Origin of the sequence: Streptomyces sp. NPDC091279, from assembly GCF_044757465.1 — a bacterium.
GTDB lineage: Bacteria > Actinomycetota > Actinomycetes > Streptomycetales > Streptomycetaceae > Streptomyces.
The window spans coordinates 181,705-208,683 of the sequence record NZ_JBIVVA010000007.1 but is presented as its reverse complement, the minus strand read 5'-3'; the positions used below and the strand labels follow the sequence as shown (position 1 = coordinate 208,683).

At 70.1% G+C, this 26,979-nt stretch carries 22 protein-coding genes and 1 pseudogene; 14 read left to right on the top strand and 9 right to left on the bottom strand.

Annotation, left to right across the window (positions count from 1 at the left end; translation table 11 throughout):
• Positions 1-14: 14 nt before the first annotated feature.
• Positions 15-435 (top strand): annotated as a pseudogene (locus ACIQOU_RS19385) (ATP-binding protein).
• Between the two features lie 283 nt (positions 436-718).
• Positions 719-3,364 (top strand): SpoIIE family protein phosphatase, encoded by a 2,646-nt coding sequence (locus ACIQOU_RS19380; RefSeq protein ID WP_401537974.1) that lies wholly within the window; start codon positions 719-721, stop codon positions 3,362-3,364.
• Between the two features lie 8 nt (positions 3,365-3,372).
• Here the strand turns inward: ACIQOU_RS19380 and ACIQOU_RS19375 are convergent, their stop codons facing one another.
• Positions 3,373-5,472 carry a hypothetical protein gene (locus tag ACIQOU_RS19375; protein WP_401537973.1) on the bottom strand — a complete coding sequence of 700 codons (2,100 nt, stop codon included), beginning with the start codon at positions 5,470-5,472 and terminating at the stop codon, positions 3,373-3,375.
• Between the two features lie 132 nt (positions 5,473-5,604).
• Between ACIQOU_RS19375 and ACIQOU_RS19370 the strand changes: the two genes are divergently transcribed.
• Entirely contained in the window at positions 5,605-6,753 is a 1,149-nt protein-coding gene (locus ACIQOU_RS19370) for a hypothetical protein (RefSeq protein WP_401537972.1), read from the top strand.
• Positions 6,754-6,804: 51 nt separating this feature from the next.
• Here ACIQOU_RS19370 and ACIQOU_RS19365 read toward each other — a convergent pair whose 3' ends face one another.
• Genes ACIQOU_RS19365 through ACIQOU_RS19350 form a run of 4 tightly spaced genes read right to left on the bottom strand, consistent with a single transcriptional unit; the run spans position 6,805 to position 10,649 of the window.
• Positions 6,805-7,572: a succinate dehydrogenase/fumarate reductase iron-sulfur subunit gene (locus tag ACIQOU_RS19365; protein WP_401537971.1), complete on the bottom strand. Its 768-nt coding sequence runs from the start codon at positions 7,570-7,572 to the stop codon at positions 6,805-6,807.
• Positions 7,569-9,521, bottom strand: coding sequence for a fumarate reductase/succinate dehydrogenase flavoprotein subunit (locus ACIQOU_RS19360; protein ID WP_401537970.1), 1,953 nt, complete (start codon positions 9,519-9,521; stop codon positions 7,569-7,571). Before ACIQOU_RS19360 ends, ACIQOU_RS19365 begins: the two co-directional genes overlap by 4 nt.
• The gene (locus tag ACIQOU_RS19355; RefSeq protein ID WP_401537969.1) at positions 9,521-10,342 is read right to left on the bottom strand and encodes a hypothetical protein; all 822 of its coding nucleotides are present in this window, start codon (positions 10,340-10,342) and stop codon (positions 9,521-9,523) included. The genes ACIQOU_RS19360 and ACIQOU_RS19355 overlap by 1 nt, the downstream gene beginning before the upstream one ends.
• 19 nt (positions 10,343-10,361) lie before the next feature.
• Entirely contained in the window at positions 10,362-10,649 is a 288-nt protein-coding gene (locus ACIQOU_RS19350; protein WP_401537968.1) for a hypothetical protein, read from the bottom strand.
• An 819-nt stretch (positions 10,650-11,468) separates the two neighbouring features.
• On the opposite strand from ACIQOU_RS19350, the gene ACIQOU_RS19345 reads away from it, so the two are divergent.
• The 7 genes from ACIQOU_RS19345 (at position 11,469) to ACIQOU_RS19315 (ending at position 22,413) form a co-directional block, all read left to right on the top strand.
• Positions 11,469-13,685, top strand: coding sequence for an ABC transporter family substrate-binding protein (locus tag ACIQOU_RS19345; RefSeq protein WP_401537967.1), 2,217 nt, complete (start codon positions 11,469-11,471; stop codon positions 13,683-13,685).
• Positions 13,686-14,188: 503 nt separating this feature from the next.
• The gene (gene typA, locus ACIQOU_RS19340; RefSeq protein WP_401537966.1) at positions 14,189-16,096 is read left to right on the top strand and encodes a translational GTPase TypA; all 1,908 of its coding nucleotides are present in this window, start codon (positions 14,189-14,191) and stop codon (positions 16,094-16,096) included.
• A gap of 579 nt (positions 16,097-16,675) precedes the next feature.
• Positions 16,676-18,289 carry an ABC transporter substrate-binding protein gene (locus ACIQOU_RS19335; RefSeq protein WP_401537965.1) on the top strand — a complete coding sequence of 538 codons (1,614 nt, stop codon included), beginning with the start codon at positions 16,676-16,678 and terminating at the stop codon, positions 18,287-18,289.
• A 153-nt stretch (positions 18,290-18,442) separates the two neighbouring features.
• Complete coding sequence (locus tag ACIQOU_RS19330; protein ID WP_401537964.1) at positions 18,443-19,369, top strand: ABC transporter permease; 927 nt, start codon at positions 18,443-18,445, stop codon at positions 19,367-19,369.
• Positions 19,362-20,306, top strand: a complete 945-nt coding sequence (locus tag ACIQOU_RS19325) for an ABC transporter permease (RefSeq protein ID WP_401537963.1) — start codon at positions 19,362-19,364, stop codon at positions 20,304-20,306. Before ACIQOU_RS19330 ends, ACIQOU_RS19325 begins: the two co-directional genes overlap by 8 nt.
• 15 nt (positions 20,307-20,321) lie before the next feature.
• Entirely contained in the window at positions 20,322-21,377 is a 1,056-nt protein-coding gene (locus ACIQOU_RS19320) for an ABC transporter ATP-binding protein (protein ID WP_401537962.1), read from the top strand.
• Positions 21,370-22,413, top strand: coding sequence for an ABC transporter ATP-binding protein (locus ACIQOU_RS19315; protein ID WP_401537961.1), 1,044 nt, complete (start codon positions 21,370-21,372; stop codon positions 22,411-22,413). Before ACIQOU_RS19320 ends, ACIQOU_RS19315 begins: the two co-directional genes overlap by 8 nt.
• Before the next feature lie 154 nt (positions 22,414-22,567).
• Here the strand turns inward: ACIQOU_RS19315 and ACIQOU_RS19310 are convergent, their stop codons facing one another.
• The 4 genes from ACIQOU_RS19310 to ACIQOU_RS19295 all read right to left on the bottom strand — a co-directional run bounded on the left by ACIQOU_RS19310 (position 22,568) and on the right by ACIQOU_RS19295 (position 25,389).
• Positions 22,568-23,725: a methyltransferase domain-containing protein gene (locus ACIQOU_RS19310; protein ID WP_401537960.1), complete on the bottom strand. Its 1,158-nt coding sequence runs from the start codon at positions 23,723-23,725 to the stop codon at positions 22,568-22,570.
• 334 nt (positions 23,726-24,059) lie between these two features.
• Positions 24,060-24,548, bottom strand: coding sequence for a hypothetical protein (locus ACIQOU_RS19305; protein ID WP_401537959.1), 489 nt, complete (start codon positions 24,546-24,548; stop codon positions 24,060-24,062).
• The gene (locus tag ACIQOU_RS19300) at positions 24,545-25,150 is read right to left on the bottom strand and encodes a hypothetical protein (RefSeq protein WP_401537958.1); all 606 of its coding nucleotides are present in this window, start codon (positions 25,148-25,150) and stop codon (positions 24,545-24,547) included. The genes ACIQOU_RS19305 and ACIQOU_RS19300 overlap by 4 nt, the downstream gene beginning before the upstream one ends.
• Positions 25,147-25,389, bottom strand: coding sequence for a hypothetical protein (locus tag ACIQOU_RS19295; protein ID WP_401537957.1), 243 nt, complete (start codon positions 25,387-25,389; stop codon positions 25,147-25,149). Before ACIQOU_RS19295 ends, ACIQOU_RS19300 begins: the two co-directional genes overlap by 4 nt.
• A gap of 106 nt (positions 25,390-25,495) precedes the next feature.
• On the opposite strand from ACIQOU_RS19295, the gene ACIQOU_RS19290 reads away from it, so the two are divergent.
• Genes ACIQOU_RS19290 through ACIQOU_RS19275 form a run of 4 tightly spaced genes read left to right on the top strand, consistent with a single transcriptional unit; the run spans position 25,496 to position 26,964 of the window.
• The gene (locus ACIQOU_RS19290; protein WP_401537956.1) at positions 25,496-26,335 is read left to right on the top strand and encodes a helix-turn-helix domain-containing protein; all 840 of its coding nucleotides are present in this window, start codon (positions 25,496-25,498) and stop codon (positions 26,333-26,335) included.
• Positions 26,328-26,528 (top strand): DUF397 domain-containing protein, encoded by a 201-nt coding sequence (locus ACIQOU_RS19285; protein WP_401537955.1) that lies wholly within the window; start codon positions 26,328-26,330, stop codon positions 26,526-26,528. Before ACIQOU_RS19290 ends, ACIQOU_RS19285 begins: the two co-directional genes overlap by 8 nt.
• A 14-nt stretch (positions 26,529-26,542) precedes the next feature.
• Positions 26,543-26,746, top strand: a complete 204-nt coding sequence (locus tag ACIQOU_RS19280; RefSeq protein WP_401537954.1) for a DUF397 domain-containing protein — start codon at positions 26,543-26,545, stop codon at positions 26,744-26,746.
• 20 nt (positions 26,747-26,766) lie between these two features.
• Complete coding sequence (locus tag ACIQOU_RS19275; RefSeq protein WP_401537953.1) at positions 26,767-26,964, top strand: DUF397 domain-containing protein; 198 nt, start codon at positions 26,767-26,769, stop codon at positions 26,962-26,964.
• Positions 26,965-26,979: the final 15 nt, after the last annotated feature.

Genomic DNA, 26,979 nt, shown 5'->3' with positions numbered 1-26,979 from the left:
CATGGGTAGGCCCCCTGGCCCGGGAAGTGATTCGGCGTGATCGACACCGAAGGCGACTGCGTCGAGTGGAGCTTTCCCGCCGAGCCGGGAGCCGTCCGCAACGCCCGTGCCGCCGTCCGCGACCGGCTGCGCCGCTGGAACCTGGACGCCCTCACCGATCTCGCGACCCTGCTGGTCAGCGAACTCGTCACCAACTCCCTGCGGCACGCCACCGGACCGATCGGCGTCCGCCTGGTCCGCCCCGCGGGCCAGGGCGACCTGCTGCGCGTCGAGGTCTCCGACCCGCTGCCCGACCCGCCCCGCGAACGCGTCGCCCGCCCCGACGACGAGAGCGGACGGGGAATCCAACTGGTCGCGCTGTCGTCGGACAACTGGGGTACCCGGCCCGGAGAAGCGGGCAAAACGGTCTGGTTCGAACTGGCGGTACCGGGGTGAACCGGACGCCTCGCCCGCGCGTGAAGGCTCTACGAGGGGGTCCTTCGCACCGCCCCGCCGGGTGTGTGCCCCTGGCACGTGTCGGCGGGTGTGGCCGGGAGTGGTTCGACGGTGTGTTGGCTGGTTAGAAGACTGGAAGTGTTGTCACGGTCCGGACCGAAAACCTTCGGGACCGTGCTGTGATCGTGAACACCGTGTCGTGCGGCGCCGTAGTGCTGGATACTGCGGGCAGCCGTTGCCGGTGACCGGTGCCGGACGCGGTGAGCTGGAGGGGACGGTTCGCGTGAGCGAGATACCAGCGAAGGCCACGGAGTCCGAGGACCCGTCGGGCGGCGCGAGGTCGTACATCGCGGGTGCTGCGGCCCCGCAGGCGCAGCGTGCGCGGGCGGGCGTCGGCGAGCCCCCGCGCCCCGGCGACGCCCTGTGGCAGAGCAGTCCGCCCGGCTCGATCTACGACTACATCAAGGTCGCCTCCTTCTCCATCGGCCCCGACGGACTCGTCGACCAGTGGAGCCTGCGCGCCGAACAGCTCTTCGGGATCTCCGCCGAACACGCCGTCGGCATGGACCCCATCGAGGCGTTCGTCGACCCCGACCTGCGCGAGCAGGGCCAGCGCAAGATGGCCGAGATCCTCGACGGCCGCGAGTGGACCGGCGTCGTCCCCTTCCGGGTGGCCGAACCGGGCCGCGCCGGCGAGCACGGCAAGGAGGGGCTCGCCGAGGTCTACGTCATGCCGACGCTGGCCGAGGACGGTCAGAAGGCCGCCGTCTGCATCGTCGTCGACGTCCGCACCCTGCGCAGCATCGAGACCGACCTCGCCGCCTCGCAGTCGATCTTCGGCCAGTCGCCGTTCGGGTTCCTGCTGATCGACCCCGATCTACGGGTCCGGCGCGTCAACCAGCGGTTCGCCTCCCTGTTCGGCGGCACCCCCGACCTGCACCGGGGCCGGGGCGTCCAGGACTATCTGTCGCGCGGCGAGGCCGACCGGGTCACGGCCACCCTGCGCCGGGTCCTGGAGACCGGCAACGCCATCACCGACATGCACGTCACCGGATTCGTGCCGGGCCACGACGAACGCCGGCACTGGTCCGTCAACCTCTACCGCGTGCACAGCGGAAGCGGCCGGCCCGTCGGCGTCGCCTGGCTGGGCACCGACATCACCGCCCGCCGCGCCGCCGCCCGCGAGGCCGCCGCCGCCCGCCGCAACCTCGCCCTCCTCAACGAAGCCGGTGCCCGCATCGGCAACTCCCTCGACCTGGAGACCACCGCCCGCGAACTCCTCGACGTCGTCGTCCCCGGCTTCTGCGACCTCGCCACCGTCGACCTCTACCAAGGGCTCCTCGCCGGGGACGAGACGCCGCCCGGCCTCGCCGACGGCAGCGCCGCGCTGCGCCGGGTCGCCTTCGCCAGCGCCGTCTCCGACGCCCCGTTCGTCGGCGGCGCCACCTCCGTCGAACTCGGCGCCGTCCACCACTACCCCTTCAACTCCCCCTGCGCGGACGCCCTGCGCACCGCCCGCACCCAGCGGGTACCGGCCTCCGAGGGCGGGCTCGTGCAGTCCACCCTGGCCGTGCCGATGGTCGCCCACGACACCGTCGTCGGACTCGTGCAGTTCGCCCGGACCAAGGGCAGCGAGCCGTTCGGCGACCGGGACCGCGACCTCGCCGTGGAACTCGCCGCGCGCGCCGCCGTCTGTATCGACAACGCGCGCCTGTACCGGCGCGAGCACGAGCGGGCGTTGATACTGCAACGGTCCCTGCTGCCGCCCGGCGACCCGGTCGCCGCCGGCCTCGACATCGCCTGCCGCTACCGGCCCGGCAACTCCAACTCCGACCGGCCCAGCGAGGTCGGCGGCGACTGGTTCGACGTCATCGAACTGCCGGGCCACCGCACCGCGTTGGTGGTCGGCGATGTCATGGGGCGCGGCCTGCGTGCCGCCGTCGCGATGGGCGAACTGCGCTCCGCCGTGCGCACGTTGGCCCTGCTCGACCTCGAACCCGCCGAAGTCCTCAGCGCGTTGGACGAGATCGCCCGCGGCCTCGGCGCACCCGGCGGGGTCCAGCAGGCCACCCGCTCCGCCCGGCGGCCCCGTGAGGCCGACCTGTCCGAGGTGTACCTCGCCACCTGCGTCTACGCCGTCTACGACTCCGTCACCCGCCGCTGCACCTTCGCCAACGCCGGTCACCTCCCGCCGGTCCTCGTCGAACCCGGCGAGGACGCGCTGATGCTCGACGTCCCGCCCGGGATGCCCCTGGGGGTCGGCGGGGAACCGTTCGAGGAGGTCGAGGTCGACCTGCCCGAGGGCGCGCTCCTCGCCCTCTACACCGACGGCCTCGTCGAGTCCCGCGACCACCCGCTCGACGAGGGGCTCCAGGCCTTCGTCGGCGCGCTCACCGACCCCTCCCAACCCCTTGAGGACGTCTGCGACCACGTCCTCAACACCCTCGACACCCACCACGGCGAGGACGACATCGCCCTGCTCATGGCCCGCGTCCAGGGCCTGCCCGCCGATTCCGTCGGCGACTGGACACTGCCCCGCGAGCCCCGCAGCGTCGGCCGCGCCCGCGAGTACGCCCGCACCCAGCTGATCGCCTGGGACCTCGAACCCCTCGTCGACACCGCCGAACTCCTCGTCAGCGAACTCGTCACCAACGCCCTGCGCTACGGCGAGGGCGAGATCCGGCTCCGGCTCCTCCTCGACCGCACCCTGGTCTGCGAGGTCTGGGACTCCGGCCTGGTCCAGCCGCGCCGCCGCCGCGCCCGCGACACCGACGAGGGCGGCCGTGGCCTGCAACTCGTCGGCCTGCTCAGCACGTCCTGGGGCTCCCGCCGCACCCCCCGGGGCAAGACGGTCTGGTTCGAACTCCCGCTCCCCGACGGCGAAACGGGCCTGACCGACCCGGCGGAGGCGCTCCTCAGCCTCTTCTGACCCCGCCGTTACGCCGGCTCGCCCGCCCGGCGCCCCCAGGTGCGGGGCCCGCCGAAGCTCGGCGGCGGGCCGACGGCGGCGGCCGGATGCGCGCTCGCGGGAGACAGTAGAACGCCGCCGAGCAGCGCGCCCGCCAACCCGCTCTCGTGCCCGGTCGCGCCGGTGAGGGGGTTGCCGTGCGCGCGCACGTCCCGCTCGGCCAGCTCCCGCGCCCGCCGGGCCGACGCGTCGGCGGCGACCGGATCGGCCTCCAACTGCCGTACCGCCGCCGCCAGTCGGGTCCGCGCCTCGCTGCCCACGGCACCTCGATGCGTGCCGACGAAGGTGTCCGCGTCGGCGGTGGCGTGCTCGGCGACCAGCGCCGCCGCCCCCGCGACCGCCCCGGTCCGCCCGGGGTCCAGCGGCCACATGGCGACGACGACCCGCCGTAGCGCGTCGAGCGGGTCGTACACCCCACCGGCCACCATCCGCCGAACACCCCCGAGCACCCCACCGGCCGACTCGACCCGAGCCCCCAACTCGCCGGACGCATAAGGAGAGTCGACGGCCTCACCTCCGGCCACACGGCTCGCGGGAAGGACCGGCGGGGAGGAACGCCGCACGGTGAACGCACGCCAGCCCCGACGGGGCACGCCGGTGAACTCAGCCTGGGACAAGGCAGGTTGGGCGAGCGACGCCCCGCCACCGGTGCCCTCCGGGAGGGGTTGCTCGGGTTGGGGGCGGGTCGCGCCGCCGCTGTTGCCCTCCGGGCGGGGGCGGTCGGGTTCGGCGGGGGTGGCTGCGGCTGGGCCGTTCTCTGGGTGGGGTGGGTCGGGTTGGGGGCGGGGGGCTGTGCCCGGGGCGCTCTCCGGGTGGGGCAAGTCGGGCTCGGGGGGCGGTGGTTCGGGTGGGGTGTTGTCCGGGTGGGGGTGGTCGGGGTCGGTGGGGGGTGTGGCGCTCGTGTCGTTGTCCGGGGCGGTGCGGGTGGCTCCGGTGGGGCCGGGGTCCGGGCGGAGCCGGCCGGGGGTCGCTGGCGGCGGGGCGTGCTCGGGGGTGGGCTTGTGGGCCTGGGCGAGGTCGGCTTCCGCGTCCGTCAGGGCGCTGGGGAGGAGGCGGTCGGCCGATGCCAGGGTGGTGGCCAGGCGGTCAACGGCGGTGACGAAGCCGTCGGCCTGGGCGATCGCGCCCTCGGCGGCGCGCAGGTGCCGGGCGGCCCGGTCCGGCTCGCCCCGGTCGGCGCACTGGTGGGACGCGTTGAGGCGGGCGGTGGCGAACACGAGCCGGTCCCTGGCCTGTTCGGGGTACCCGGTGACGGACGCGGTGGCGCCGGTGCCGTACCGCGCCCCGAGGCCGACGAGCCGTGCCTCGGCACCGCCGATGGACCCGGCCAGCCTCCGGAACCGTGTCTCCGCGACCACCAGCGCGTCCGCGAGCCCCGCCGCCGACCCGCGTTCCAGCCCCCGCAGCCGGTCGAACCCGTCCGCGTCCGTGTCGAGCCGCCAGCCCGCCTCCTGGCACCGGCCGATGATCCCGGCGAGCGCCTGGCGCCGCTCGGCGGGGTCCTCGGGTACCCCGGCGTCGTACTGCTCGCGCATCCGGAAGGCGGCCGACAACTCGGCCTCGGCCTCCCGCACGGCCCGCACGTAGGGGATGACGGCCGGGGCCCCCAGGGACGCCTCCGCGAAGTCCAGTTCCTCCCGGGCCACCCGGACCCAGTCGTCGGCCTCCACGAGCAGGGTCCGTACCTGTTCGTCCACCTCGGACAACGGGGGCGGGGTACTTCCGGCGTACGGGGCCGACCGGGCGGGGGTCGTCCGGGTGCGGGCCCGCCGGGTGCGCCGGAGATACCCGTACCCCCCGAGGACCACGGCGACGACCACCGCGACCAGCGGTACCACCAGGTCGGTGGCGGAGGTCTCGGCGGCGACCGTGGCGGGGGCGGGTGCCTGGTCGGCCGGGGCCTCAGTGGTGCGGTGGGCCGGAACCGGAGTGGTGCTGTGGGACGTCACCCCGGGCAGCACCAGCCACACGAGTCCCGTCAGCCCGCCCAGCACCGTGTACAGCATCCGCGCCGATATGGAGGCGGGCGCGCGGCGCCTGGGCCGCCCCCGGAACAAGGATGACGTCACATGGGGGAGCGTATGAGCAGGAATGCGCGCCCGCGAGCGGGGTGCGCCGGGGTGGGGAGACAGGGGGAGGGCGGGGCGAGGTGGGTGGTGACGGGCGAGGACAAGGGCCAGGGGCAGGGGAGGGGTGGGCGCGTGGACGAGCGGTCGGGGGAGCGGGAGCGGGAGCGGGGGCCGGACGCCGGTTCGGGGGCCGACGGCGGCGACGGCGAGCGGGTCCCGGCCGAGCCGTCGGGGCGGGGCGGCGGTGCGGAGCCGTTGCCCCGGGTGCGCGGGCGTCGGCGTCGGGGGCGGTGGGTCGCCCTCGGGGTCGTTCTCCTGCTGGTCGTGCCGGTCGTCGCCGCTGCCGTTGCCCTGCGGGTCGCCTATGCGGGTGAGCCCGGCGGCGGGGCAAAGAGCCGGGGGCGGGACGCGGTGTGGCTGGGGCATGCCTGGGTCGACGGGCGCAAGAAGGACGGTGACGTCGACGCGCTCGCCCGGCGGCTGAAGGGGACCGGGATACGGGATCTGTATGTGCACGCGGGGCCGTTGGAGCATGACGGGACACTGCCCACGTCGGCCTACACGCGGGCGGGTTGGCTGATCGGGGCGGTGCATCGGGCCGTTCCCGGGGTGCGGGTGCAGGCGTGGCTCGGGGACAGGCTGGCGACCGAGACGCCCGAGGGGCTGCGCCTGGAGCGGGGCGCGACCCGGGCCGCGATCGTCGGATCGACCCGGCAGATCCTGGACGCCGGGTTCGACGGCGTCCACTTCGACCTGGAGCCCCTGCACTCAGGGGACCGCGACTACCTCGGCCTCCTCGACGACCTGCACCGGGTCACCGGCGCGCGCGGGGTGCCGTTGTCCGTCGCCGCGCATCAGATCGACCCGCTGCCCGCGCTGCACTCCGTCCTGGACACGCTCACCGGGCACCCCAAATGGTGGTCGCAGGCGTACTTCGGGCAGGTGGCCCGGCGGGTCGACCAGATCGCCGTGATGTCGTACGACACCGCGATGCCGGTGCGGAGCCTGTACGGCGGGTATGTCGCCCGGCAGACCTCGCTGGCCCTGGAGGTCACCCCGAAGTCGACGGACCTGCTGATGGGGCTGCCGTTCTTCCACGAGACCAAGCTCGGGCACCGGGCCGCCGCCGAGACCGTCCCGGCGGCCGTCCGGGGCGTACGGCTCGGACTGACCCGCACCGATGCCGACCGCGCCCGGTTCGGGGTCGCCCTGTACGTCGACTTCGCGGCCACCGAGGCCGACTGGACGGCCTACCGGGAGGGGTGGGTGCGTGTGAAGTGACGGGGGCTACGGGTGCGACGGCTGCGATGCGTGTGACGGGGGCTACGGGTATTACGGGCGCCTCCTGATCTTCGAACCCAGCCAGACCAAGGGGTCGTACTTGCGGTCGGCGGCTCGTTCCTTGAGGGGGATCAGGGCGTTGTCCGTGATGCGGATGTGTTCGGGGCAGACCTCCGTGCAGCACTTGGTGATGTTGCAGTAGCCGAGGCCGTGCTCGTCCTGCGCGGTGGCCTTGCGGTCGAGGCCGGTCTCGGCGGCGGCGTCGAGCGGGTGCATGTCCAGCTCCGCGACCCGCATCAGGAAACGCGGGCCCGCGAACGCCGGTTTGTTCTCCTCGTGGTCACGCACCACATGGCAGGTGTCCTGGCAGAGGAAACACTCGATGCACTTGCGGAACTCCTGCGAGCGGTCCACGTCCTCCTGCGCCATCCGGTACGCGCCGGGAGCCAGTCCGGCGGGCGGCACGAAGGCCGGAACCTCCCTCGCCTTCTGGTAGTTGAAGCCCACGTCGGTCACCAGATCGCGCACGACCGGGAAGGCCCGCAGCGGAGTGACGGTGATCGTCTCCTCCCGCGTGAACACCGACATGCGGGTCATGCACAGCAGCCGGGGGCGGCCGTTGATCTCCGCCGAACACGAACCGCACTTGCCCGCCTTGCAGTTCCAGCGAACGGCGAGGTCGGGCGCCTGAGTGGCCTGGAGGCGGTGCACGATGTCGAGGACGACCTCACCGTCGTTCACCTCGACCGTGAAGTCCTGAAGCGCCCCGCCCTCCGCGTCGCCCCGCCACACCTTGAAGCGGGCCTGGTAGCTGCTCACTCGAATAGCTCCTCTTCGGCCAGGTACTTGACCAGCTCCTCCTTCTCGAAGAGGGCGAGCAGGTCGGGGCGGATGGGCGGGGTGTTCTCGCGGGACAGGGCGATCCGGCCCCGGCCCTGGACGGGCTCGTCGGGTGAATCGGCCAGCGTGCAGAGCAGGTTGACGTGGCGCCAGTACCGTTCCATCGTCGGGTGGTCCTCGCGGGTGTGGCCGCCGCGCGACTCCGTGCGCTCCAGCGCGGCCCGCGCCACGCACTCGCTGACCAGCAGCATGTTCCGCAGGTCCAGGGCGAGATGCCAGCCCGGGTTGAACTGGCGGTGCCCCTCGACCCCCGCCCGCCTGGCCCGAGTCCGCAACTCCGCCAGCCGCTCCAGGGCCTGTTCCATCTCGCCCTCCCGGCGGATGATGCCGACCAGGTCGTTCATCGTCTGCTGGAGTTCCTGGTGCAGGGTGTACGGGTTCTCGGGCGGCCGCGTCGCCGTCGACCCCAACTCATCGCCGTCGAACGGCAGTTGCTCCTCCGCCGAGAACGGGCGCAGCGCCTCCGCCGCCGCCGACTCCACCTGAACGGCGTCCACGCCCGGCCGCTCGAACGCGTGGGCCGCCGCGTGCTCGGCCGCGTGCAGACCCGCCCGGCGCCCGAACACCAGCAGATCCGACAGGGAGTTGCCGCCCAGCCGGTTCGAGCCGTGCATGCCGCCCGCCACCTCACCGGCCGCGTACAGCCCCGGCACCCCGCGCGCCGCCGCCGTCTCGGAATCGACGGCGATGCCGCCCATCACGTAGTGACAGGTGGGCCCGACCTCCATCGCCTCCGCCGTGATGTCGACGTCGGCCAACTCCTTGAACTGGTGGTACATCGACGGCAGTCGGCGCCGGATCACCTCGGCCGGCATCCGCGTCGACACGTCCAGGAAGACCCCGCCGTGCGGGGAGCCCCGGCCCGCCTTCACCTCGGAGTTGATGGCGCGGGCGACCTCGTCGCGGGGGAGCAGCTCAGGGGGGCGCCGGTTGCGGTCCGGGTCCTCGTACCAGCGGTCGCCCTCCTCCTCCGACTCCGCGTACTTCTCCTTGAAGACATCGGGGATGTAGTCGAACATGAACCGTTTCCCGGCGGAGTTGCGCAGCACCCCGCCGTCCCCGCGCACCGACTCCGTGACCAGGATGCCCTTCACCGACGGCGGCCAGACCATGCCCGTCGGATGGAACTGCACGAACTCCATGTTCAGCAACGGCGCCCCGGCGAGCAGCGCCAGCGCGTGACCGTCGCCGGTGTACTCCCATGAATTCGACGTCACCTTGAAGGACTTGCCGATGCCGCCGGTGGCGATCACCACGGAGGGCGCTTCCAGGACGAAGAAACGGCCCGACTCCCGCGTGTAGGCGAAGACGCCGGAGACGCGGGTGCCGTCCTTCAACACCCGTGTCACCGTGCACTCCTGGAAGACCTTCAGCCGGGACTCGTAATCGCCGGTCTCCTTCTTGTCCTGCTGCTGGAACGCCACGATCCGCTGCTGGAGGGTGCGGATCAGCTCCAGGCCGGTGCGGTCGCCGACGTGCGCGAGGCGCGGGTACTCGTGGCCGCCGAAGTTGCGCTGCGAGATCCGGCCGTCCCGCGTCCGGTCGAAGAGGGCGCCCCAGGTCTCCAACTCCCATACCCGGTCCGGGGCTTCCTTCGCGTGCAGCTCCGCCATCCGCCACTGGTTGAGGAACTTGCCGCCGCGCAGGGTGTCCCGGAAGTGGACCTGCCAGTTGTCGCCGGAGTTGACGTTGCCCATCGCCGCCGCGATGCCGCCCTCGGCCATCACCGTGTGCGCCTTGCCGAACAGCGACTTGCAGATCACCGCCGTCCGGGCGCCCCGCTCCCGCGCCTCGATCGCCGCCCGCAGCCCCGCGCCACCGGCGCCGACCACGACAACGTCCCACTCCTGGCGGTCGACCACGGACATCAGAAGAACCTCGGATCGTCGAAGACGCCGGACGCGAGCAGGTACACATAGAGGTCGGCGGCCGCCACACTCACCAACGACGCCCAGGCGAGCTGCATATGACGGGCATTCAGTTGTCCGACGACCCGCCAGGCCCGGTAGCGCACGGGGTGCCGGGAGAAGTGCTTCAGCTTGCCGCCGACGATGTGCCGACAGGAGTGGCAGGAGAGCGTGTACGCCCAGATCAACGCCACGTTGGCCACGAACACCACGGTGCCCAGGCCCATATGGCCCCACCGGTGCTGCGCGTCGCGGAACGACAGCACCGTGTCGTACGTCAGCACCCCCGCCACCAGGATCGCCGCGTAGAAGAAGTACCGGTGCAGGTTCTGAAGAACCAGCGGGAAGCGCGTCTCACCGGAGTACGTCGCGTGCGGCTCGGCCACCGCGCAGGCCGGCGGCGACGCCCAGAAACCCCGGTAGTAGGCCTTGCGGTAGTAGTAGCAGGTCAGCCGGAAACCGAGCGGGAAGACCAGGATGATCACCGCCGGGGAGATCGCCCACCAACTCCCGAACAGGTCCGCGTTCGGACCGCTGTGCATGGTCTGGCAGCGCTCCGCCAGACAGGGCGAGTAGAACGGCGACACGTACGGCGCCGCGTAGTAGTCCGCGTCGGCGAGCGCCCGCCACGTCGAGTAGACGATGAACGCGAGCAGGCCGGCCGCCGTGCCGGCCGGGGCCAGCCACCAGCGGTCCGTGCGCAGGTGGCGGGCGGTGATCGCGGCGCGGGTCGCGGTGCGGACGCCGGTCGGGCGGGGGGTGGGTTCCGTACCAGTGGTCAAGGGTTGACTCCGGTCGGGTTCAGGGGGCGTGGTGGCGGGCGCCGACGCCTTCGTCGTCCGAGTCCGTCCACAGGGTGGTGTCGTACGGGGTGTCGGGGACCGGTACGAGGTCGCTGGCGCTGGGCGTCGCGGGGGGTTTGGTGGCCGCCTGCAACAGGGCGAGGCTCTCGTGGAGGTGGTTGGCGTCGTTGCGGACGCGGCGCATGTCCATGCCGTGGGGGCCGAGGTGTTTTTCGAGGCGGCCGACGGAGGTGAGCAGGTCTTCGACGCTGCGTCGGACTGACGTCAGGTCGTCTTGGAGGGACATGACGTGGCCTCACTTCCCTGTGGCGGCGGGGCCCTGGGCGGGGTCGTTCATGCGTCTGCGAGTGTTGCGTGTCTCACCTCGCGGTGGGAAGGCGTGTGCACGGATTGGCTGGGGCGCGCTGTTTCCTCGCCGGGTGCGGCGAGGGGCCTTGTCCTCAAGCGCCGGACGGGCTGGATGTTGTGGCCTGCGCTGCCCTCGCGCCCAAGAGACCTGGGGGCTGTGCCCCCAGACCCCCGCTTCGGCCCTGAACGGGCCTCGTCCTCAAACGCCGGACGGGCTGAGTTGCACTGGCCTGCGCTGCCCTCGCGCCGAAGAGACCCGGGGGCTGCGCCCCCAGACCCCCGCTTCGGCCCTGAACGGGCCTCGTCCTCAAGCGCCGGACGGGCTGAGTTGCACTGGCCTGCGCTGCCCTCGCGTCCAAGAGACCTGGGGGCTGCGCCCCCAGACCCCCGCTTCGGCCCTGAACGGGCCTCGTCCTCAAGCGCCGGACGGGCTGGAATGTGCTGGCCTGCATCGAGTTGCTCGGGCACCAGACTCTGGGGGCTGTGCCCCCAGACCCCCCTTCGGCCTGGACGGCCTCGTCCTCAAGCGCCGGACGGGCTGGTTGGTTGACACCGGCCTGCGCTGCCCTCGCGTCCAAGAGACCCCAGACGCCGGGCGGGCTGGTGGGGGTTGCGCCGCATGGGTGGGCTTGTGGAGGTTGGTCGTCGTGTCGGGGGCGTTGTGGTGAATTCGTCATCTTCAGTGGCCGCATAGATCTGATCAGCTCCATATACCGCCAAACGTGATCGGCGGCGGTCTCTCCCGGAGGTAGACGACATGTCCCACCACGGCGTCGGACTGCGCGCGGTCATGCGCTCGGTCGCCTTCCTCACCGCGGGTGCGCTCGCGGTGCCCGTGCTTGCCGGATGCAGTTCCGACGACGAGGCCGGGAAGCCGCTCGCCGGGCAGGACATCGCGCCGGCCGCCCGGGACCAGATCGCCGACGGCGGCACCCTGCGCTGGGCCGTGGACGACGTTCCGGAGACCCTCAACACGTTCCAGGCGGACGCCGACGCGGCCACCAACCGGGTCGCGCAGGCCGTGCTGCCTGCGATGTTCCGGATGGACGCGCAGGGGCGGCCGCAGCGGGCGGCGGACTATCTGGAGTCCGCCAAGGTCGTCGCGACCGAGCCCCGGCAGGTCGTGCTCTACAAGCTGAACCAGCAGGCCGTGTGGAGCGACGGCCGGGAGATCGGCGCCGCCGACTTCGCCGCCCAGTGGCGTGCCCTGTCCGGCAAGGACAGCGCCTACTGGACCGCCCGCAACGCCGGGTACGACCGGATCGCGAACATCCAGAAGGGCGCCAACGACCTGGAGGTCAAGGTCACCTTCGCGCGGCCGTACGCGGACTGGCGGTCGCTGTTCTCGCCGCTGTACCCGAAGAGCGTGATGGGCACCCCGGACGCGTTCAACGACGGGGCGCGGCGCAAGCTCAAGGTGACCGCCGGGCCGTTCAGCGTGAAGTCGATCGACCGGGACGACGAGCAGATCACCCTCGCCCGCAACCCGCGCTGGTGGGGCAGGCCCGCCAAGCTCGCCGAGATCGACCTCAAGGCCGTCCCGCGCTCCAAGCGGGCCGCCGCGCTCGCCGCCGGGAAGGTCGACCTCGCCGAGATCGACCCCGACACCGCCTCCCGCATCGCCCACGCCGGACACCCCGGTGCGGGCGGCACCCTGTCGCAGGGCGCCGCGGGGCCCGCCGGTGGCCGTACCGCCGCCAAGGACCTGCGCTCCTGGGCCATCGCCAACGGCACCGACGAGGACGCCGCCGACGAAGAACTCCGCGCCCGCAAGAAGCAGCGCAAGGCCATCGCCACGTACGAACGCCAGCAGCAGGCCCTGCGCGGCTTCGACGTCCGCAAGTCCCTCGAACCGGCCTACACCCAGCTCGCCATGAACGGCTCCGACGGCCCCCTCGCCGACGAGCGGGTCCGCCGGGCCGTGGCCCGCGCCCTCGACCGCAAGGCGCTCGCCGCCGTCGTCCTCAAGCCGCTCGGCCTGCCCGCCGTCGCCATCGGCAGCCACCTCGCCCTCGCCGGGCAGGCCGCCTATGCCGACAACAGCGGCGCCCTCGGCGACCAGGACACCGCCGAGGCGCAGGCGCTGCTCGCCGACGCCGGGTGGGTGCCCGGCGGCCCCCTCAAGGACAAGAAGAAGGGCAAGGGCGACAAGGCGGCCGGTGCCGAGGGCCAGAAGGCCGACGACTCCGAGGGCGGCGAGGACGGCACCTACATCGTCGGCGAGGACAACAAGGCCCGCGGCGAGCGCAGCGAGTACACCGACCACGAGGACAAGGGCGCCAAGGAGAACGAGGACGGCGCCAAGCACCTCGCCGACGGCAAGTACGACCAGCACCTCAAGCAGGGCGGCGCCGCCGGTGCCTACGCCCCCAAGGGCACCGCCGCTCCCTCGCCCGCGGCCGGTCCGCTCGCCAAGGACGGCAAGCCGCTCACCCTGCGCTTCGTGCTCCCGTCGGGTTCCGGTTCCGGCTCGCTGCGGGCGGTCGCCGACAAGATCAGCACCATGCTGGAGAAGGTCGGCATCCGCACCGACATCACCAAGGTCTCCGACAGCAGCTACTTCAAGGACCACATCGCCTCCGGTCAGTACGATCTCGCTCTCTACTCCTGGCCCGCCTCCGCCTTCCCGGCCACCGATGCGCGGCCCATCTACGCCAAGCCCGTCCCGGCCGCCGACGGCTCCCTGAACGTCGAGCAGAACTACACCCGCGTCGGCACCGACCAGGTCGACCAGCTGTTCGACCAGGCCGCCGGGACGCTGGACGACGACGAGAGCCGTGCCCTGATCCGCAAGGCCGACTCCCGGATCTGGGCCACCGCCGGGTCCATCCCGCTCTACCAGCGCCCCCAGCTCACGGCCGCCCGCTCGAATCTCGCCAACGTCGGTTCCTTCGGCTTCCAGAGCCCCGTCTACGAAGACATGGGCTTCCTGAAGAAGGGCGCCAAGCCGTCCGCCGCCCCGACCGGCGACTGAGCCCTCCCTTCCTTCCTCCCTCCCTGCCTTCCCCCCTGCCTTCCTTCCCCCCTGCCTTCCTTCCCCCCTCTCTGTCTCCGCTCCTGCGACCTCTCTGCCCCTACGACGGAACTCCGGCCCCGCCCGTATGACCGAGTCGGGGCGGACCTGTCCGGGGTGTGGTCACCGGACCGTTCGACGCGTGGGACCCGGCGGGTTCGACGCATGGGACTAGGGCCGTTCGGATCGTGGGACTCAGCCGGTTCGGGTCGTGTCAAGGTCGTCGCTCCTCCGGTAGGGGCGGCGGCCTTCGTGCGTCGGGGGCCGGTGGGGGCGGAAGAGCGTGCTTTTGCCGCCCCGTGGGCGCTGGAACCGGGCCTGAGCTGGGGTGATGCCACCGGGCGCGCCCCGGTCACATTAGGCCCGTAACATGGGGTGAGGCCGTGGCATGTCAAGCCCGGCAGGGCCCGCGTCACACGGACGTACGCGAAGGCCTTCCTCACACTCCGGGAGTACTCCGCAATATGGCCACGCGCCACGACATCCGCAACGTCGCCATCGTCGCCCACGTCGACCACGGCAAGACGACCATCGTCGACGGCATGCTGAAGCAGGCCGGTGCCTTCGCCGCCCATCAGCTCGAAGGCGTCGACGACCGCATGATGGACTCGAACGACCTGGAGCGTGAGAAGGGCATCACGATCCTCGCCAAGAACACGGCGGTGAAGTACCACCCGAAGGACGGGGGGGACGTCATCACCATCAACATCATCGACACCCCCGGCCACGCCGACTTCGGCGGCGAGGTCGAGCGCGGTCTGTCGATGGTGGACGGCGTGGTGCTCCTCGTCGACGCCTCCGAGGGCCCGCTGCCGCAGACCCGCTTCGTGCTCCGCAAGGCGCTCCAGGCCCGGCTGCCCGTCATCCTCTGCATCAACAAGACGGACCGCCCCGACGCCCGGATCGACGAGGTCGTCAACGAGACGTACGACCTCTTCCTCGACCTGGACGCGGACGAGGAGCAGATCGAGTTCCCGATCGTCTACTCCTGCGGCCGTGACGGCATCGCCTCGCTGACCAAGCCTGAGAACGGCACCGTCCCGGCCGACTCCACCAGCCTGGAGCCGTTCTTCTCGACGATCCTCCAGCACATCCCGGCGCCGACCTACGACGAGGAAGCCCCGCTCCAGGCCCACGTCACCAACCTGGACGCCGACAACTTCCTCGGCCGTATCGCGCTGCTCCGCGTCGAGCAGGGCGAGCTGCGCAAGGGCCAGACCGTCGCCTGGATCAAGCGCGACGGCTCGGTCAGCAACGTGCGCATCTCCGAGCTGATGATGACCGAGGCCCTCACCCGCAAGCCCGCCGAGAAGGCGGGCCCCGGTGACATCTGTGCCGTCGCCGGTATCTCGGACATCATGATCGGCGAGACCCTCGCCGACCCCGAGAACCCGGTCGCGCTGCCGCTCATCACGGTCGACGAGCCGGCGATCTCCATGACCATCGGCACCAACACCTCGCCGCTGGTCGGCCGGGGCGGCACCGGCAAGGGCGCCGACGCGAAGGCGGCCGTCAAGGACCGCAAGGTGACGGCCCGCCAGGTCAAGGACCGTCTCGACCGCGAGTTGATCGGTAACGTCTCGCTGCGCGTCCTCGACACCGAGCGCCCCGACGCCTGGGAGGTGCAGGGCCGCGGTGAGCTGGCGCTCGCCATCCTGGTCGAGCAGATGCGCCGCGAGGGCTTCGAGCTGACCATCGGCAAGCCGCAGGTGGTCACGCAGGAGATCGACGGCAAGGTCCACGAGCCCGTCGAGCGCATGACGATCGACGTGCCCGAGGAGCACATGGGCGCCGTCACGCAGCTCATGGGCGTGCGCAAGGGCCGCATGGACAACATGTCCAACCACGGCTCGGGCTGGGTCCGCATGGAGTTCGTGGTGCCGTCGCGCGGTCTCATCGGCTTCCGTACCGAGTTCCTCACGCAGACCCGCGGCACCGGCATCGGGCACTCGATCCACGAGGGTCACGAGCCCTGGTTCGGCACCCTCGCGACCCGCAACAACGGCTCCCTGGTCGCCGACCGCGCCGGTGCCGTCACCGCGTTCGCGATGACGAACCTCCAGGAGCGCGGCGTGCTGTTCACCGACCCCGGCACCGAGGTGTACGAGGGCATGATCGTCGGCGAGAACTCGCGCTCCGACGACATGGACGTGAACATCACCAAGGAGAAGAAGCTGACGAACATGCGGTCCTCGTCGGCCGACTCGTTCGAGGCGATCGTGCCGCCGCGCAAGCTGTCGCTCGAACAGTCCCTGGAGTTCTGCCGCGACGACGAGTGCGTCGAGGTGACCCCGGAGGCGGTCCGTATCCGCAAGGTGAACCTGGACGCGCGTGAGCGCGCCCGCGCGGCCAGCCGGGCCAAGCACGGCTGATCTCACCGACGTTCCATCCGTGGCCGGATCTCCTCTGGGGGTCCGGCCACGTCGCGTCCCTGGCCGGAAGTGGCCCTGAAAGGCGTCCGGATACAGGGTTTTCCCTACGGTCTCGCGGCATCGCCCGGAGTCGGTGACCTACCCGGTGACGCGGCGCTAGGGTGTGCCGAATGCCCGGCTCGTCTGGGCTTCGCACGGGGGCAGGCACCCCGGTACGGCGTCGAGTGTCGCTCCGCCGTTCACCGCAACTGGTTTTCTGGACCACGCGTCCGCATTCCGGACACTCGATGTCGATACTTGTGTAACAGGTCCGTTTCGTAAGGATCTTTCAGCAAACGGTTTGTCCGGATTTTGAAAGACCTTCACGCCAGCTGTGATTGAACCGAGACCTGGGGGGTGTGGTTCGGTCCTGGCCGATGGCAGATAGTTAGGCGCGTAGACAGCTCGGACCTCGGGTCACGGCCTCGCCAGGCCGACCTGCGAGCTCGGGGGCACTTGACCATTTCAGGCACCGGTGACGGTGATGCGTCGTGTGCCCTTCCGTGCGGTGAACCTATGGACTTAATGAGGAGGGGCCCCATGCGTGGTGCCAGAAGCGCCAAGTGGGTTGCGATAGCCGCGGTTGTGGCACTGGGTGCGACGGCCTGTGGTGGGGGTGGCGACGGCGCCAGCGGGGGCAGCGACGGTTCCGTCTCGATGGAGATCGGTGAGCCGCAGAACGGCCTGATCCCCACGAACACGTACGAGACCGAGGGCGGCCAGGTCGTCAGCGCGCTCTTCAGCGGTCTCACCCGGCTCAACGGCCAGAACAAGGTCGTCAACGACGTCGCGCAGTCCATCGAGACCAAGGACAGCAAGGTCTGGACGATCAAGCTGAAGTCGGGCTACACCTTCCACAACGGTGAGAAGGTGACCGCCAAGTCCTTCGCCGACGCCTGGAACTACGGCGCGAACCAGGACAACGCGCAGCAGACCAACGCGCTGTTCTCGCACATCGCGGGCTACGCGGACCTCAACCCGGGCGCGAAGAAGAAGGTCACCGCGAAGGGTCTGTCCGGCCTCAAGGTCGTCGACGACTCCACGCTCCAGGTGACGCTGACGGCGCCGTTCTCGGCGTTCCCCGCGCAGCTCTCCTACCTCGCCTTCGACCCGCTGCCCACGGCGTTCTACAAGGACCCGAAGGCCTTCGGTGAGAAGCCGATCGGCAACGGCCCCTACGAGATGAAGGGCTCGGTCGAGCACAACGAGTCCATCACCGTGACCAAGTACGCCAAGTACCCCAAGGCGTCGAGCTACGCGGTCAAGCAGATCAAGTTCCAGATCTACTCGAACCTCGACACCGCGTACAAGGACCTGGTCGCCGGCAACATCGACCTGGACATCAACATCCCGACCTCGGGTCTGGCCACGTACAAGAAGGACCTCCCGGACCGCTCGATCGACATCCCGGACTCCGGCGTCGGTTACATCGGCTTCCCGCTGAAGTACAACAAGGCGTTCCAGAACGCCGATCTGCGCAAGTCGATCTCGATGGCCATCGACCGGAAGACGATCGCGGAGAAGATCTTCCTCGGCGCGCGCACCCCCGCCGACGACTACATCAGCCCGATCATCGACGGCTACCGCAAGGGCGCCTGCGGCACGGCGTGCACCTACGACCCCGCCGCCGCCAAGAAGCTCTACAAGGAGAGCGGCGGCCTGCCGGGCAACACCCTGGAGATCGGCTACAACGCCGACGGCGACCACAAGGCCTGGGTCCAGGCCGTCGCCAACCAGATCCAGAGCGCGCTGGGCATCAAGGTGACCGCGAAGCCGTTCGAGCAGTTCCAGACGATCCTGAACGACCTGGACGCCAAGAAGTACAAGGGCGCGTTCCGGATGGGCTGGAACATGGACTACCCGAACATGGAGAACTACCTCCGCCCGATCTTCTCCAAGGACGCCATCGCCAACGGCTCCAACTACGCGGGCTACACGAACGAGCAGTTCGAGAAGCTGCTCGCCGCGGGCGACCAGGCCACCGACTCGGCCGGGGCCGTGAAGCAGTACCAGGCCGCCGACGACGTGGTCCTCAAGGACATGCCGTACATCCCGGTGTACTTCTACCGCCTCAACGGTGGCTTCAGCTCGAAGATCAAGAGCGTCGAGGTCGCCGGGCACAACGTCCTGTGGGACACCGTCAAGCTGTCCTGAACCGTCGGGGCGTGGACCCCGCGACATAACGGCTGACACACAAAGGGTGGGCAGGGGGAGTCCGTTCAACGGGCCCCCCTGCCCGCCCTGTTCGCCGTCCGCCTCCACCCCGCCCTCCTGCCCACGGGCGGGTCAGCATTCTTTGGAGAAGCAATGGGCCGATACGTCGTGCGCCGTATCCTTCAGGCGATCCCTGTACTGATAGGCGTCACGTTCATCATCTTCTGCCTGGTGTTCGCCCTGCACGGCGATCCCATCCAGGCACTCGCCGGAGAGAAGCGCGCCGATCCCACGATCGCCGCCATCCTGCGCGCCAGATACCACCTCGATCAGCCGCTGATCGTGCAGTACTGGTACTACATCAGCGGTCTGTTCACCGGGGACCTGGGAACGACGTACACGGGCCGGGCGATCTCCGACATCGTCGACCAGCGGTTCCCCGTCACCCTCCAGCTCTCGCTGACCGCGTTCGGGATCGAGGCCGTCATCGGCGTCCTCGCCGGCACGCTGGCCGCCCTGCGCCGGGGCAGGTTCGTGGACAACCTGGTGCTCATCAGCACCCTGTTCCTGATCTCCGTGCCGGTGTTCGTGCTCGGCAGCGTGTTGCAGCTGGTGCTCGGCGTGCAGTGGCAGATCTTCCCGGTGGCCGGCATCGAGGACGGCTGGCCGACCAGCTACATCCTGCCCGGCCTCGTGCTGGCGTCGACGTCGATGGCGTACATCAGCCGCCTCACCCGGACCAGCGTGATGGAGGCGGTGCGCGCCGACTACGTCCGCACCGCGATCGCCAAGGGCCTGCCGCGCCGCCGGGTCATCGGCGTCCACACCCTGCGCAACTCGCTGATCCCCGTGGTGACGTTCCTCGGTATGGACCTCGGCGCCCTGATGGGCGGCGCGATCATCACCGAGCGGGTCTTCAACCTGCCTGGTCTGGGCGGGCAGTTGGCCCAGTCCGTCTATCTGCGGGAACGGCCGGTGGTGGTCGGTCTGACCACCCTGCTCGTCCTGATCTACCTGGTGGCCAACCTGGTCGTAGACGTTCTCTACGCCGTGCTCGACCCGAGGATTCGCTATGAGTGAGAACACCATGGAGAAGACCGTCCCGACCGGAGACCCGCTGCCCTCGGCGGACGGCCCGATCGAGGACGACAAGAGCGCGGCCCGCGCGGCCAGCCTGCTCAGGGACGGCTGGGAGGACCTGCGCCGCAACTGGTGGTTCATCATCTCCGGCGTCGTCATCGTCTTCCTGCTGGCGCTGGCCGTGGCCCCGCAGCTGTTCACCGACCGCAGCCCGTTCTCCGACGGCTTCTGCAACCTCATGAACTCGATGAACGGCCCGTCCGGCGACCACTGGTTCGGCTACGACGTCCAGGGCTGCGACATCTACACCCGCACGGTGTGGGGCACCCGCAACTCGATCATCGTCGGCGTCGCCACCACCTGCCTGACCACCGGCCTCGGCGCCACCCTCGGCATGATCGCCGGGCTGCGCGGCGGCTGGCTGGACACCGTGCTGTCCCGGGTGACCGAGGTGTTCTTCGCGCTGCCGCTGATGATCGGCGCCCTGCTGATCATGTCGATGTTCCAGACCAGCAACGTGTGGACCGTCTCCCTGGTCATGGCCGTCCTCGGCTGGCCGCAGGTCTACCGCATCATGCGCGGCGAGGTCATCACCAACAAGCACAACGACTATGTGATGGCGGCCAAGGCGCTCGGCGCGGACACCCGGCGGATAGCCTTCCGGCACGTCCTGCCGAACACCCTCGCCCCCGTCATCGTCCTCACCACCATGAACCTCGGCGTCTACATCTCCGCCGAGTCGGCGCTGTCCTACCTGGGCATCGGCATCCAGCCCCCGGACATCTCCTGGGGCCTGATGATCAGCGACGCCCAGGACCGGTTCCTGACCTCGCCGCACGCCCTGCTCTTCCCGGCCGCCGCGCTGAGCATCACCGTGCTCGCGTTCATCATGCTCGGCGACGCGGTCCGCGACGCCTTCGACCCCAAGCTGCGCTGAGGAGGGCGTACGGACATGACCATCACTGAAGAAACGGCGGCGCAGCCCGCCCCGCGCGACGGCGCCGGCGACGTTCCGCTCCTCGAAGTCCGGGACCTGCACGTCGAGTTCCACACCCGCGAGGGTGTCGTCAAGGCCGTCAACGGCGTCAACTACTCGGTCGCCGCCGGGGAGACCCTCGCCGTGCTCGGCGAGTCGGGCTCCGGCAAGTCGGTCACCGCCCAGGCCCTCATGGGCATCCTGGACATGCCGCCGGGACGGATTCCGCAGGGCGAGATCCTCTTCCGCGGTCAGGACATGCTCAAGATGTCCGCCGAGGAGCGCCGGAAGATCCGCGGCCGCAAGATCGCCATGATCTTCCAGGACGCGCTGTCCTCCCTCAACCCCGTGCTCTCCGTGGGCTTCCAGCTCGGCGAGATGTTCCGGGTCCACCTCGGCAGCTCCCGCAAGGAGGCCAAGGCCAAGGCCATCGAGCTGATGGACCGGGTGCGCATCCCGGCGGCTGCGGCACGGGTGGGCGACTATCCGCACCAGTTCTCCGGCGGGATGCGCCAGCGCATCATGATCGCGATGGCGCTCGCCCTGGAACCCGACCTGATCATCGCCGACGAGCCCACCACCGCCCTCGACGTCACCGTCCAGGCTCAGGTGATGGACCTGCTGGCGGAGTTGCAGCGGGAGTTCCAGATGGGGCTGATCCTCATCACGCACGACCTCGGGGTGGTCGCCGACGTCGCCGACAAGATCGCCGTGATGTACGCGGGCCGGATCGTCGAGCAGGCGCCGGTGCACGAGATCTACAAGCGGCCCGCGCATCCCTACACCAAGGGGCTGCTCGAATCGATCCCGCGCCTGGACCAGAAGGGCCAGGAGCTGTACGCGATCAAGGGCCTGCCGCCCAACCTGCTGCGGATTCCCGGCGGTTGCGCGTTCAGCCCGCGCTGCCCGCACGTCCAGGACATCTGCCGTGCCGAGGTGCCGCCGCTGGTGCAGGTCACCGAGCAGGACGGCACGGAGCTGACCGGCCGCGGCAGCGCGTGCCACTTCTGGAAGGAGACGATCCATGGCTGAGCCCCGCGACAAGGAGCCCATCCTTCAGGTCCGCAACCTGGTCAAACACTTTCCCCTGACCCAGGGCATCGTCTTCAAACGCCAGGTCGGCGCCGTGCGGGCGGTGGACGGCATCTCGTTCGACCTCTACCGGGGCGAGACGCTGGGCATCGTCGGTGAGTCCGGGTGCGGCAAGTCGACCGTCGCCAAGCTGCTGATGAACCTGGAGACCGCCACCGCCGGCGAGATCTTCTACAAGGGCGAGGACATCACCCGCCTCACCGGCCGCGCCCTCAAGGCGGTCCGGCGCAACATCCAGATGGTGTTCCAGGACCCGTACACCTCGCTCAACCCCCGGATGACGGTGGGTGACATCATCGGGGAGCCGTTCGAGATCCACCCCGAGGTGGCCCCCAAGGAGAACCGGCGCAAGAAGGTCCAGGACCTGCTGGAGGTCGTCGGCCTCAACCCGGAGCACATCAACCGGTATCCGCACCAGTTCTCCGGTGGGCAGCGGCAACGCATCGGTATCGCACGGGGGTTGGCGCTCAACCCCGAGATCATCATCTGCGACGAGCCGGTCTCCGCGCTGGACGTCTCCGTGCAGGCCCAGGTGATCAACCTGATGGAGAAGCTCCAGAACGAGTTCGACCTGTCGTATCTCTTCATCGCGCACGACCTGTCCATCGTGCGGCACATCTCCGACCGGGTCGGCGTGATGTACCTGGGCCGGATGGCGGAGATCGGGACCGACACCCAGATCTACGACCACCCCACCCACCCGTACACCCAGGCGCTCCTGTCGGCGGTGCCGGTACCGGACCCGGAGGCGCGCGAACACCGCGAGCGCATCCTGCTCAGCGGCGACGTGCCGTCCCCGGCCAACCCGCCCTCCGGCTGCCGTTTCCGCACCCGCTGCTGGAAGGCGCAGGACAAGTGCGCGCAGGAGACGCCGCTGCTGGCGATCCCCGAGCGCTTCAGGGAGGCGAACACGGAGGCGGCCCACGACTCGGCGTGCCACTTCGCGGAGGAGAAGGACGTCGTAGGAGCAAGCTGACGCTTCTCCCACGAGCGAGGCCCCGCGATCCCCTTGAGGGAGGCTCGCGGGGCCTTTCGTATATGAGGGGGGCGGCGGCGAGGGCGGACCCTGGCCTCCACCGGAAAGGGACCTTTCTTGAACGTCGTTGTCTCGGCAGGTTCATCGATGCGGCTCAGTGTCGAAGCGTCGGCGCAGGAGGAACGGGTCGGCGTGACGTGGAGTGCCGTTCGGCTGGTGGCAGTGGGGGGAGAAGGTGATCGTCGAGCCATAGGCGTTGGGCGTTTTGGTCGACCGTCAGGCCGAACCGGTCGCGGGTCGGGCGGCCTTGGTCGAGCCACCAGTTCCAGGCGGCCTCCGCCTCGGACCACAGGCGTCGTGGCCCGTGCTGTTCGACCTCGAAGTGCGTGCGGTCGGGCACGTACTCGACCGTTGCCCACGAGGTCCCGTCGTCGCCGAGGAGCCAGTAGGTGGCCTCGCCTGAGCCGTCGTCGGCGTGGTGCAACTGCGGGTAGGCATCGTGGAGTTGGGTGCCGATCGCGAAGAGGGCGTCGGCGTCGCCGTCGATCTCGCGGGGGTCCACCGGCGTCGTGGACTTCTCGCCCTCCTGCCGGTGGTAGACGTCGGCGATGGCCCACCGGCGGCCCCGTTGGTCCCGGGACCACATGAAGTCGGGGTCGCCGACGAACCGGCCCCGCGCCACACCGTCCGCCACGTCCAGCACCGCGAACGAGTACGAGTGGAACGAGCCGCCCCACGGGGTGACGATCCGCCCGCCGGGCGTCTGCGCGACCCACGCGTACGGCACCGTCCGCACGGTGCACGTGCAGATCAGCCGGTCCAGGGGCGCGTGGTCCGGCAGTCCGGCCATGCCGTCGCCGGTGAGCACCGGGACGGGCAGTCCGGCCGCCGCCAGGTTGGCCCGGGCCCGCTCCGCGACGACGGGGTCGTACTCGACGGTGCTGACGTTCTCGACGCCCAGCCGATGGGCCAGCCAGGCCGCGTTCAGGCCCGTGCCCGCGCCGACCTCCCCGACCCGGTGGCCGTCCTGGACGCCGAGCAGGGACAGCATGTCGAGCATGAGCGACGGCATCGAACTGGACGACGTCGGCCGACCCGGCCCGTCGCCCTCGCCGTCGTCCACCTGCGTCACCACGGGTACGTCCGCGTAGACGAGCCGCGCCCACTCCTCCGGGTCGGCGGCTTTGTCGACGTCGCCGATCCGGTTCGGGATGAACAGGCCCCGGTCGACGGAGGTGACGGTGTCCCGCCACTCGTCCGGCAGGGCGCCCTCGGCGGTGAGAGCGTCCACCAGTTGCTGCTGGGAGGTCATCAACTACCCCGCTTCTTGGGCGGGTTGGTGACCGGCTTGGTCCACTTGCCGTCGGACTCCTTCGGCGACTGCTTCTTGTCGCCGTCCTTGCCGTCCTTGCCGTCTCCGTGCTTGCCCATGATGGTTCCTCTCTCGGAAGGTGCCTTGGTTGCTTGCGAGTTGGGGGTTCGGCCTACCGGTTCGGCGGACGCGGGCCGCAGGGCCCGGGTGGCCTCGGCGGGGGCGGCTGCGGGTTCTTCTCCTGTTTCTCCTTGGCCATGGGCCGCACTTTCTCTGTGAACGGACGGATGGGCCGCGCCGACACGAGGAGGTGCCCGCGCGAGGGGGCGGAGTCTCAGTGCGGTGGAACGGTGGTGTCGTGCGCCTGCGTCGGGACGGGCCGTTTCCGACGGGGGACGCCCCAGTCGTCGAGGCGTTCGGCGATCCAGGTGGGGGCGACCTGGTATTCGCGGGCGAGTCCGGTGACGGACGCTCCGGCGAGGTAGCGGGCGCTGATGTCGTCCCGGTTGGCGGTGAACTTGGCCTGGGCGTCCCGGACTTCGGCGGTGGTGCGGCGTTTCGTCCGGCCCCGGAAGACGTGTCCCGCCGGTCGGCGCAACGCGTGGGCCTCGTGCCGGTGGCGGCGGTGGATGCCCCATTCGACGAGGCGCAGGGCGAGCCAGTCGGGGTTGACGCCGTAGTCGGCGGCGATGCGGGAGACGGGTTCGCGGGCCTGGTAGCGCTCGATGATGCGGGTGCTGTCGGCGCGGGCGGCGTCCCGGGCGGCGGCTTTTTCGGTGAGGGTGGCGGGGTCAACGGGTTTGGGGTGGGGGGTAGTTGTCACGGTGACGTCCATGGGTCCTGCGGGGCGAGGACGTAGAGGGGGTGGGCGAGTCCGCCGACCCGGTGCCACACCGGCAACGGCATCGCAGTGGGCGGGTAACTGTCGTGCGGGGTGCGGGAGTTCACGGGCCACACGGTGAGGGTGTAGGTGCAGTCGTCGTCGTCCGTGAACGTCACGAACAGCGGGTAGCCGCGTTTGATGTGGGTGCGGGCGGCGTGCAGTTCGTCGGTGTCGGCGGCCCATGCGCGGAGTTCGCCGGAACAGCCGGGGTCGGGCACACGGAAGGCGTGCATCAGCGGGGACACCCACGGGGTGCCGGTCGGCCGGGGAGCCAGCCGGTCCGCGACCCGCACCGCCTCTCCGGCCAGCCAGCGCAGTATCAGCTTCGGGGAGATCGACTGGAACGTCCCGAGCACCAGCCACTTCGGTTCACCGGTGCCGGGGGCGGACCACTCGGCGCGGACCTCGGCCCGGTAGCTCGACGGCTCCAGGGCCGGGCCGGTGCGGCGGGAGTGGTGGAGGGTGTTGGGCCACGCGGAACGGCGGCGGCGGGGGCGTAACCAGCGCGGGAGGCGGAAGTTCAGCCGGGGGCGGGTGGTCATTTCGGGTCGCGCTTGCAGTAGGCGTTCGTGCGGCTCTGGGCGTTGGCGCGGGCGAGTTCGGCACGCAGGCGCTGTTCGGGGCTGGCCGGCGAGACGTCGCGGGGGTCGACGTCCCACTCGACACCCCCGTTCACGGGACGCAGGTACCAACGGCCGAACAACGCGGCCCGGAACTCACCCACCTTGTCGTGAGCGTCGACCAACAGGGTTCCGAGGGACGGGGCGGTGTCCTTGGACATGAGTCGCTCCTCTCCGTAGTCATTCCACTACCGGGAGGCCACAGATTGGCTTAGAGTCAGACCCTGTTCAACCTGTCATCAGAGGCAGAAGGGAAGTGATACTCCGGTGAATCGCAAGGAGTTAGAGCCGGAGAAGAGCCCCCGAGCTGCGTACGGCGCACATCTGCGCAGCTTGCGGGAGGCTCGTGGCTGGACGCAGGAGGTCACATCCGAGCAAATGGCATATTCCAGCACGCATATTTCGGCCGTCGAAACTGGCCGCAAGGTTCCTACTTTGCGCTTTTCGCGTAGCGCGGACGTGGCCTTCGGCACCGCTGGCTCAACGGACACATTCGAGCGTCGGTATTACGAGCTGCAAAATGGCTCGCTGCTGGAGGGCTTCCCCGAGTACGTCGGGTACGAAGGTCGAGCGGTGGAGATCCGGTTGTTCGCCGTCGGGATCGTGCCGGGACTGCTGCAAACACCGGAGTACGCAAAGGCGTTGGCGGACGGCGACATACGACGAGGGGCGATCTCGCCCGAACAGGCCGCACAGCGAGTCGAGTTCCTTGAAGATCGGCAAGCAGCGCTCGTGCGGTCCCGCCCGCCCATGATGCTCGTGGTCATGGACGAGAGCTGCCTCCGGCACTCGGTCGGCGGGCCAGCGGTCATGGGGCCCCAGCTGCAACGGCTGGTCGAGTTCGCCGCGCTCCCCAACACGGTGCTCCAGGTATCGCCGTACGGCATAGGAGAGCGGCGGCCGTTCAACCTTCCGGTGAACTTGCTGACGATGGCCGACCGGTCCATGATGGCCTACGCCGAGTCGCAAGCTCAGGGTCATGTGGATCGTGAAAGCACGTTCGTTCTATCGGTGTTGAACGCATACCATCATCTACAGGCCGAAGCACTGTCGCAGGCGGCATCGGTGGCCATGATCGAGGATACGAAAGGGCAAATCCGTGACTAACGAGCCTGGCTGGTACAAGTCTTCCTACAGCTCCAACGGCGGCGACTGCATCGAGGTCGCCGCCAACCTCATCGCCTCCGACGGCGTGGTCCCGGTCCGCGACAGCAAGAACCCGACCGGCCCGGTTCTGAGCGTCCCCACCGCCGCGTTCGCGACCTTCGTGACCGGCGTGAAGTCCGGCGAGTTCAACTGACCGAAGGGCAAGCTGTGTTGACTGAATCCCCGTGCTGGTTCACGTCCTCGTACAGCTCCAACGGCGGCGAGTGCGTCGAGGTCGCCGTCAACCTCTCCACCTCGCACGGCATCGTGCCGGTCCGGGACAGCAAGTCCCGGACCGGTCCGGTCCTGAACCTCCCCACCGCCGCGTTCACGTCGTTCGTGAGCGGGGTCAAGTCCGGCGAGTTCAACTGACCGAAGGACAGACCGCGTTGATGGAAACCCCGAGTTGGTTCAAGTCCTCGTACAGCTCCAACGGCGGCAACTGCCTTGAGGCCGCTGCCAACCTCGTCGCCACGCACGGCACCGTGCCCGTCCGGGACTCCAAGAACCCGGCCGGTCCGGTACTGGACTTTCCCGTCGCCGCGTTCGGACACTTCGTGTCGGGCGTCAAGTCCGGGAAGTTCAACTGACCGAAGGGCAGGGTG